8 protein-coding genes are annotated in these 8,288 nt (G+C 73.4%); 7 read left to right on the forward strand and 1 reads right to left on the reverse strand.

From position 1 onward, the window contains the following. Positions 1–160: 160 nt before the first annotated feature. From G5C60_RS32680 to G5C60_RS32700, 5 genes are all read left to right on the forward strand, one after another. Complete coding sequence (locus G5C60_RS32680; RefSeq protein ID WP_165264631.1) at positions 161–937, forward strand: hypothetical protein; 777 nt, start codon at positions 161–163, stop codon at positions 935–937. Beyond that, positions 934–1,479 (forward strand): histidine phosphatase family protein, encoded by a 546-nt coding sequence (locus G5C60_RS32685; RefSeq protein ID WP_165264632.1) that lies wholly within the window; start codon positions 934–936, stop codon positions 1,477–1,479. The genes G5C60_RS32680 and G5C60_RS32685 overlap by 4 nt, the downstream gene beginning before the upstream one ends. A 99-nt stretch (positions 1,480–1,578) precedes the next feature. Further along, the gene (locus G5C60_RS32690; protein WP_165264633.1) at positions 1,579–2,205 is read left to right on the forward strand and encodes a YigZ family protein; all 627 of its coding nucleotides are present in this window, start codon (positions 1,579–1,581) and stop codon (positions 2,203–2,205) included. A gap of 113 nt (positions 2,206–2,318) precedes the next feature. Further along, the gene (locus tag G5C60_RS32695; protein WP_165264634.1) at positions 2,319–3,482 is read left to right on the forward strand and encodes an exonuclease SbcCD subunit D; all 1,164 of its coding nucleotides are present in this window, start codon (positions 2,319–2,321) and stop codon (positions 3,480–3,482) included. Positions 3,483–3,525: 43 nt separating this feature from the next. Next, the gene (locus tag G5C60_RS32700; RefSeq protein WP_165264635.1) at positions 3,526–6,522 is read left to right on the forward strand and encodes an AAA family ATPase; all 2,997 of its coding nucleotides are present in this window, start codon (positions 3,526–3,528) and stop codon (positions 6,520–6,522) included. A 42-nt stretch (positions 6,523–6,564) separates the two neighbouring features. Here the strand turns inward: G5C60_RS32700 and G5C60_RS32705 are convergent, their stop codons facing one another. After that, on the reverse strand, positions 6,565–7,011 hold the full coding sequence (locus tag G5C60_RS32705) for an Lrp/AsnC family transcriptional regulator (protein ID WP_165264636.1): 447 nt from the start codon (positions 7,009–7,011) through the stop codon (positions 6,565–6,567). 95 nt (positions 7,012–7,106) lie between these two features. Between G5C60_RS32705 and G5C60_RS32710 the strand changes: the two genes are divergently transcribed. Both G5C60_RS32710 and G5C60_RS32715 read left to right on the forward strand, forming a co-directional pair. Continuing rightward, positions 7,107–7,607 carry a rhodanese-like domain-containing protein gene (locus tag G5C60_RS32710; RefSeq protein ID WP_241267245.1) on the forward strand — a complete coding sequence of 167 codons (501 nt, stop codon included), beginning with the start codon at positions 7,107–7,109 and terminating at the stop codon, positions 7,605–7,607. Between the two features lie 54 nt (positions 7,608–7,661). Then, complete coding sequence (locus G5C60_RS32715) at positions 7,662–8,177, forward strand: immunity 21 family protein (RefSeq protein WP_165264638.1); 516 nt, start codon at positions 7,662–7,664, stop codon at positions 8,175–8,177. The last annotated feature ends 111 nt before the right edge of the window (positions 8,178–8,288 follow it).

Consider the following 8,288-nt stretch of genomic DNA (forward strand, 5'->3'; position numbering starts at 1 on the left):
TAGTGGCGCAGATCGGACAACCTGTCTGATCCCGCCACCGTCCGGGTGCGGCGCGGATCGGCCGCGTGCGGCCGCGGCGGCAGCCGCGTCCGCCACCACTCCGGTCCCGAATGACGCACGTCTCCCTGCGCCCGGCCGCCCGCGGGCCTACGCTCACCCCGTGCTCCGTATCACCGACGCCCGAACCGGCGAGCCCGTCGACGCCGCCCCCGCCCGCCGGGGCCTGACCCGCGTCGAGGCCCATGTGCCGCGCGCCGACACCACCGGCCTGCGCGTACTCCTGGTCGCCGACGTCCTCGTACGTGCCCTGGAACTCAACGGGACGCCCGTCTGGACGGTGCTGACCGCGCCGGAGGGGCAGGCGGAGATCCGGGAGGGTGCCGCGGCGCTCGGCATCCGGCCGTTCGAGGACCACCGCGACAGCGAACCGGCACTGGGCGAGGCACAGGTACTGCATGTCATCGGCGTTCCCGGTGTTCCCGGCATCTCGGGCCCGGACGACGAGACGCCGGCCGGCGTACGCGTCGAAGTTGCTCCCGTTCTTGACGAGGCCCCGGCCGACGACGAGAGCCGTCCGGCCCATGAGGGAAGCGACCCCTCGGCCCTGCGCCTCGCCCTGCTCGCACGGCCGCGCCACGAGCCCCTCCAGCTCGGCGCGGCCGCCCTTGCCGACGCCGGGAAAGTCCTCACGCACTGGCGAGGAGCCGTCGCGACCTGGGCCACGCGGCCGTCCAACCCCATCCCCGATCCCGTACGCCAGCAGCTGCGCGCCGCCTGGGAGGACGACCTGGACGTGCCCGCCGTACTCGACGTACTGCGGCGGGTGGCGACGTCGGAGACCGTTCCGGACGGCGCCCGCTTCGAGACGTACGCCTACGCGGACCGGCTCCTCGGACTCGAACTCACCCGTGACATCGGCCGGGGGACCCCGTCGTGAACCCGCGCACCGAAGAGGCCTCGCTGCGCCGCCTGGTCGTCCTGCGGCACGCCAAGTCGGCCTGGCCTGACGGCGTCGCCGACCACGAAAGACCGCTCGCGCCACGGGGCCGCCGCGACGCCCCGGCCGCCGGGCGCGCGCTCGCCGACGCGCACTGCCTGCCCGACCTCGTGCTCTGCTCCACCGCCGTACGCGCCCGGCAGACCTGGGAACTGGCCGCCGCGCAATGGGCCGCCTCCCCTCCCGTACGCCACGATCCGCGGCTGTACGGGGCCGATGTGCCCGAGCTGCTGGCAGCCGTGCGCGAAGTGCCCGACGAGGTCAGGACGTTGCTGCTGGTCGGGCACAACCCCGGTCTGGAGGAGCTGGTCCTCACGCTGGCCGGTGACAGCCTCGACGACGCCCTGGCCGACGTACGGGCCAAGTTCCCCACCTCGGCGATCGCGGTCCTCGCCTGGCACGGCAGCGACTGGCGATCCCTGGGCCCCGGCGTGGCGCTGCTCACCGACATGACGGTGCCGCGGGGCAAGAAGGAGAGCTGAACTCGGCGCCGAGTGCGCCCGACAGCGCCAGGTGCGTCCGAAAGCGCCGGGTCGCCCGGTGGGACGCACGCGCGCGCGTGCAGCGCATACGCTGGGCCGATGCAGGACGAGTACCGCACGGTGGCCCGCGCAGGCGTGCACGAGACCGAGGTCAACCGCTCCCGCTTCCTGTGCGCGCTCGCCCCGGCGGCCACCGAGAAGGAGGCCCAGGCGTTCATCGCGGCCGTCCGCAAGGAGCACGCGGACGCCACGCACAACTGCTACGCGTACGTCATCGGCGCCGACGCCTCCGTACAGAAGGCGAGCGACGACGGCGAACCGGGCGGCACGGCCGGCGTTCCGATGCTGCAGATGCTGCTGCGCCGCGACATGCGGTACGTCGTCGCCGTCGTCACCCGCTACTACGGCGGGGTCAAGCTCGGTGCGGGCGGGCTCATCCGTGCGTATGGCGGGTCGGTGGGCGAGGCCCTGGACGCCCTCGGCACGATCACGCGTAAACGCTTTCGCCTGGCCACCGTCACGGTCGACCACCAGCGGGCGGGCAAGGTGCAGAACGACCTGCGGTCCACCGGGCGCGAAGTGCGGGACGTGCGCTACGGGGAGGCGGTCACGATCGAGATCGGGCTGCCGGACGCGGACGTGGCGGCGTTCCGGTCGTGGCTGGCCGATGCCACGGCGGGAACGGCGGGGTTCGAGCTCGGGGGAGAGGCGTACGGGGACGCCTGACTCGGCGGCATGACGCTCGTGCGCGGATCGAGCGGGATCGAGCGGGGCCGAGCGGGGGCCGATACGGGAGTAGCCGCCCGTGATGTCAGACCCGGCCGTTAGTCTCGGGGATCATGAGGCTGCTGCACACTTCCGACTGGCATCTCGGCCGGGCGTTCCACCGGGTGAACATGCTCGGCGCGCAGGCCGAGTTCATCGGCCACCTCGTCACGACCGTGCGCGAGCGCGGTGTGGACGCGGTGGTCGTGTCGGGGGACGTGTACGACCGCGCGGTGCCCCCGCTGGCCGCGGTCGAGCTCTTCGACGACGCCCTGCACCGCCTGGCCGACCTCGGTGTGCCGACGGTGATGATCTCCGGGAACCACGACTCGGCGCGCCGGCTGGGCGTGGGGGCGGGGCTGATCGGCCGCGCGGGCATCCATCTGCGGACCGAGCCTTCGGCCTGCGGTACGCCCGTGGTGCTCGCCGACGCCCAAGGCGACGTGGCCTTCTACGGGCTGCCGTATCTCGAACCCGCCCTGGTGAAGGACGAGTTCGGGGTGGAGAAGCCCGGTCATGAGGCGGTGCTCGCGGCCGCCATGGAGCGGGTCCGCGCCGACCTGGCCACGCGCGCGCGGGGCACCCGTTCCGTCGTCCTCGCCCACGCCTTCGTCACTGGCGGCGAGGCCAGCGACAGTGAGCGGGACATCACGGTGGGCGGGGTCGCCGCCGTACCGGCCGGGGTCTTCGACGGGGTCGACTACACCGCGCTCGGTCATCTGCACGGCAGCCAGACCATCACCGGGCGCGTGCGCTACTCCGGGTCGCCGCTGCCGTACTCCTTCTCGGAGGCCGGCCACCGCAAGAGCATGTGGCTGGTGGACCTGGGAGCCGACGGCTCGCTCGACGCCGAGCGGATCGACTGTCCCGTACCGCGGGCACTCGCCCGTATCCGGGGCCAGTTGGAGGATCTGCTGGCCGACCCGGAGCTGGCGCGCCACGAGGAGGCGTGGGTCGAGGCGACCCTCACCGACCCGGTGCGCCCGGCCGACCCCATGGCCCGGATCAGCGAGCGCTTCCCGCACACGCTCAGCCTCGTCTTCGAACCCGAGCGGGCCCCGGACGACCCCGACGTCTCGTACGCCCGCCGTCTCGCGGGTCGCAACGACCAGCAGATCGCGGAGGACTTCGTGGCTCATGTGCGCGGAGCGGGACCCGACACGCGCGAACAGGCCGTGCTCCGGGACGCGTTCGACGCCGTGCGCGCCGACGAGACCGTGCGGGAGGTGGCGAGGTGATGGCGTCCATGAGGCCACGCCCGTCGGAGACGGAGGCGGCCCGATGAGGCTGCACCGGCTGCACATCACCGCGTTCGGGCCCTTCGGCGGTGCCCAGGAGGTCGACTTCGACGACCTGTCGGCCGCCGGGCTCTTCCTGCTGCACGGACCGACCGGCGCGGGCAAGACCTCGGTCCTGGACGCGGTCTGCTACGCCCTGTACGGGTCGGTGCCTGGTGCCCGCCAGAGCAGCCAGGGCCTGACCCTGCGCAGCGACCACGCCACGCCCGCGACCCGCACCGAGGTCCGCCTCGAACTCACCGTCGCCGGACGCCGGCTGGAGCTCACCCGGCAGCCGCCCTGGGAGCGCGCCAAGAAGCGCGGCTCGGGCACGACGCTCGACAAGGCCCAGAGCTGGCTGCGCGAGTACGACCCGGTGGCGGGCTCCTGGAAGGACCTCAGCCGCTCCCACCAGGAGATCGGCGAGGAGATCACCCAGCTGCTCGGCATGAGCCGCGAGCAGTTCTGCCAGGTCGTGCTGTTGCCCCAGGGCGACTTCGCGCGCTTCCTGCGGGCCGACGCCGAGGCCCGCGGCAAGCTCCTCGGCCGCCTCTTCGACACCCACCGCTTCGCGGCCGTCGAGCAGCGCCTGGCCGAGCGACGGCGCGCCGCCGAGGCCCAAGTGCGCGACGGGGACGGCGAGTTACTCGCTGACGCGCATCGCATGCAGCAGGCCGCCGGTGACATCGTGGAGCTGCCGCTGCCCGAACTGGCCCCCGGAGACCCGGGACTGGCCGAATCCGTCCTGTCCTGGGCCGCGATCGCCCGCAGCACGGCACGTGAACGGTTCACGGTGGCCCATTGCGCCCAGAAAGCCGCCGAGTCGGCTCAGGAAGCGGCGGATCGCGTCCTCGGCGACGTACGCGAAGTGGCGCGGCTGCAGCGACGGTTCGACGAGGCGCGGGAGCGGGCCGCGCGCCTGGAGGAGCGTTCCGGTGCACACCGGGAGGCCCAGGCGCGGATGGAGCGTGCCCGCAAGGCCGAGGCGGTGGCACCCGCGCTGGGGCTGCGCGACGCCGCCGAGGCCGAGCACCGGCGGGCGGCCGCCGACGAGACACGCGCGCGTGCACTGCTCCCGGAGACGTTCGCGGACGCCGGCGCGACCGGCCTCGCGACCGCCGCGCGCAAGGCCGCCGAGGAGCTGGGCGGCCTGGAGTCGGCCCGACGGGCCGAGCACCGGCTGGCCGAACTCACCACCGAGCGCGACGGCCTGGACCGCCAGGAGCGCGCCGACGAGGACGTACTCCAGGACGCCGCGAGCTGGCTCGCCTCCTGGGAGACGACCCGTGCCGGGCTCCAGGCGCGCATCGAGGCCGCGCAGGAGGCCACCACCCGCGCCGAGCAGTTCGCCGTCCAGCGCGAGCCCGCCCAGGCACGGCTCGCCGCGGCACGGCTGCGCGACCAGCTGGCCGGTGACACGGACGACGCCCAGGCGCGCGTGCTCGCCGCACGTGAGCGGGCCACGGACGCCCGCGCCCACTGGCTCGACCTCAAGGAACAGCGCCTCAAGGGCATCGCCGCGGAACTCGCCACCGGGCTCGTGGACGGCGAACCCTGCGCCGTGTGCGGCGGCACCGAACACCCCGCGCCCGCCCGGAAGATCGCCGGACACGTCGACCGACAGGCCGAGGAAACCGCACTCGTCGCGTATCAGGAGGCCGACGAACAGCGCGCCGAGGCCGAGCGGCGGCTCGGCGTCGTACGGGAGGCGCTGGCCGCGGCGACCGCCGAGGCGGGCGACGCTCCCACCGCGCAACTCGCCGAGCAAGCCGAGGAGTTGGCGCGGCGACACGCCGAAGCACGCGGCGCCGCCTCCGGGCTGCACGCGGCGAGTGAGGCCCTGCGACAGGCCGAGAGCGAGCACGAGCGACGGCTCGCCGCCCACCAGGAAGCCGCGCTGCGCGCCGCCTCACGCTCCGCGCGCAGGGAGACACTCGACCGCGAAGGCGCCGCCCTGGAAGAGGAGTTGGCTCAGGCCAGGGGCACCGCGGGCAGCGTGTCCGCGCGGGCCGCGCAGCTGGAGCGGCAGGCGGCGCAGCTCACCGAGGCAGCGGACGCCGCGCGCAGCGCGGCGGACACCGCGCAGCGGCTCAAGGACGCCGACGCGCGACTCGCCGACGCGGCCTTCCGTGCCGGGTTCGACACGCCGCAGGCCGCGGCGGCCGCGCTCCTCGACGACGCGGCCCACCGTGAGCTCCAACGGCGGCTCGACGCCTGGCAGCAGGAAGAGGCCGCCGTACGGGCCGTACTCGCCGAGGCCGACACGGCTGCCGCCGCGCAGCAGCCGCCCGCCGACCTCGTCGCGGCGGAACAGACCGCCGCCGACGCCGCCCGTCGGGTGCGCGAGGCCGCCTCCGCGCGCGACGCGGCCGCCCGGCGCTGCGCGGAACTCGACCGGCTGACCCACCGGGCGACCGCGTCCGTGCGCCGACTCGGGCCGTTGCGCGAGGAGTACGACCGCGTGGCACGCCTCGCCACCCTCGCGGCGGGCACCTCCGCGGACAACGAACGCAAGATGCGCCTCGAGTCCTACGTCCTCGCCGCCCGCCTCGAGCAGGTCGCGGCCGCCGCGACCGCACGGCTGAGACGCATGTCGTCCGGGCGCTACACCCTCGTCCACTCGGACGACCGCGCCGGGCGCGGCCGCAGCGGCCTCGGGCTGCATGTCGTCGACGCCTGGACCGGGCGTGAGCGCGACACGGCGACGCTCTCCGGCGGCGAGACGTTCTTCGCCTCGCTGGCGCTCGCGCTGGGGCTCGCGGACGTGGTCACCGACGAGGCGGGGGGTGTTCGCCTCGACACGCTGTTCATCGACGAGGGCTTCGGCAGCCTCGACGACCAGACGCTCGACGAGGTGCTCGACGTCCTCGACTCGCTGCGGGAGCGGGACCGCAGCGTCGGCATCGTCAGCCATGTTCCGGACCTGCGGCGCCGTATCCACGCGCAGTTGGAGGTCGTGAAGGGGAGATCGGGGTCGGTTGTACGGCAGCGGGGTCGGTGACCGGTCGAGCGACGAGGCGACGTGGCGACGTGGCGAGGGCGGTCAGTGACCGATGGGACGCCGGGGCAGCGGTGACGAGTACACGACGCTCGTGGTCACCGAGCCGAGCGTGCCGATCTTGCCCGACACCTCCTCCAGGTGGCTCATGGAGCGCACCGCGACCTTGACGACGAAGCAGTCGTCGCCCGTGACGTGGTGCGCCTCCAGGATCTCGGGCGTCGCGGCGACGAGGTCGTGGAACGGCTTGTAGTTCCCGTTCGGATAGCGCAGCCGCACGTACGCGAGGATCGGCAGGCCCACACTCTCCGGATCGACGACCGCCGCGTACCCCTGGATGACACCCGTCTCCTCCAGCCTGCGCACCCGTTCGGTGACCGCGCTCGCGGACATGGAGACGGCACGGGCCAACTCGGCGAAGCTGGCGCGGCCCTCGCGCTGGAGGACTTCGAGGATGCGCCAGTCGGTGGCGTCCGGGGAATACGCGGTCATGGTCGAGGAATAGCAGGGAAATCCCCGGCTGAACAAGAGCGAGGCCGTGGATCGCCCCTTCAGGAGGGCGGATCACCGGCCGTAGATTCATGGACATGACTACAACTACGGTCACGACCAGCAAGACCGCCACCGTGAACCCCGTTCTGCGCGTGGCCCCGGCGTCCCCCGCCACGGCCGCCGCCCACTTCGCCGCGAGTCTCGCCTTCCACACCGACGTGTCCGACGTCGCCGCCGCACTCGCGGCGGGCGGCGACCCCGGCTTCGTCGTCCTCGACTCCCGCTCCACGGAGTCCTGGGACCAGGGCCATGTGCCCGGCGCGATCCATCTGCCCACCGCGCTCATCCCCGAGCAGGCCGAACGGCTCCTCGACAAGTCCGTGCCGGTCGTCACCTACTGCTGGGGCCCGGGCTGCAACGGCGCCACCCGCGCCGCGCTCGCCCTCGCCCAACTCGGCTTCCAGGTCAAGGAGATGCTCGGCGGCTTCGAGTACTGGGTGCGCGAGGGCTTCGAGTTCGAGACATGGGAAGGGCGCGAGCGGCGTATCCCTGACGTGCTGACGGCACCGGTCGCCGCCGCCGACTGTGGCTGCTGAACTCATGTGTGACACAGCGGTTTTCGTGTGGCCCGGTGCGTGTAACTTCTCCGCATGGCGAGTTACACGGATCATGGTTCGGTCGAGTGGGTGGAGTCGGGCGGTGGCCCCCTCATAGCGATCCCCGAGGTGGTGTTGCCGTTCTGGACGGGGGCGGACGGCGACGAGTTGGCGTCCGACTACGACCGGGCCTGCGATGTGGACGGGTTCATCGGTCTGCTCCCGGTCGGCAACACCACGGCCCTCGTCCTGGGCGACGACCCCGCCTCGACCGCCTATCTGCCCGAGCACGGCACCTTCGTACGGTGGTGCGCCGCGGAGTCCGAGAGCCAGCTGCTGGCCGGTGTGCCGGCTGCCCTCGACGCGGCGGCGTGGGAGCGGGAGGTGCACTGGGAGATTCCCGGAGCGGTGGTGCTGTTCGACGCGGCGTGGCCCGGGGACAACGCCGGGAGGGCGGGCCATCTGCGGGTCGCGCTGGAGCCGGGGCGGTACACGGTCCGCGCGGCGTACGCGGAGCCGGGACCCGAGACATGGCTGGGGCTCGTACAACTGCGGCGGCTGGCGGGCTGACCCGGCTCTGCCTCGCCGCCGCGCAGCGCGCCCCAGGGCCGGCCGCGGAAAATCACATGCGACACACCACACGCTCCACCATCATGGTTTGCCATGCCCCAACTCCTTCCC

It is taken from the genome of Streptomyces scabichelini (assembly GCF_011045015.1).
GTDB classification, from domain to species: domain Bacteria; phylum Actinomycetota; class Actinomycetes; order Streptomycetales; family Streptomycetaceae; genus Streptomyces; species Streptomyces scabichelini.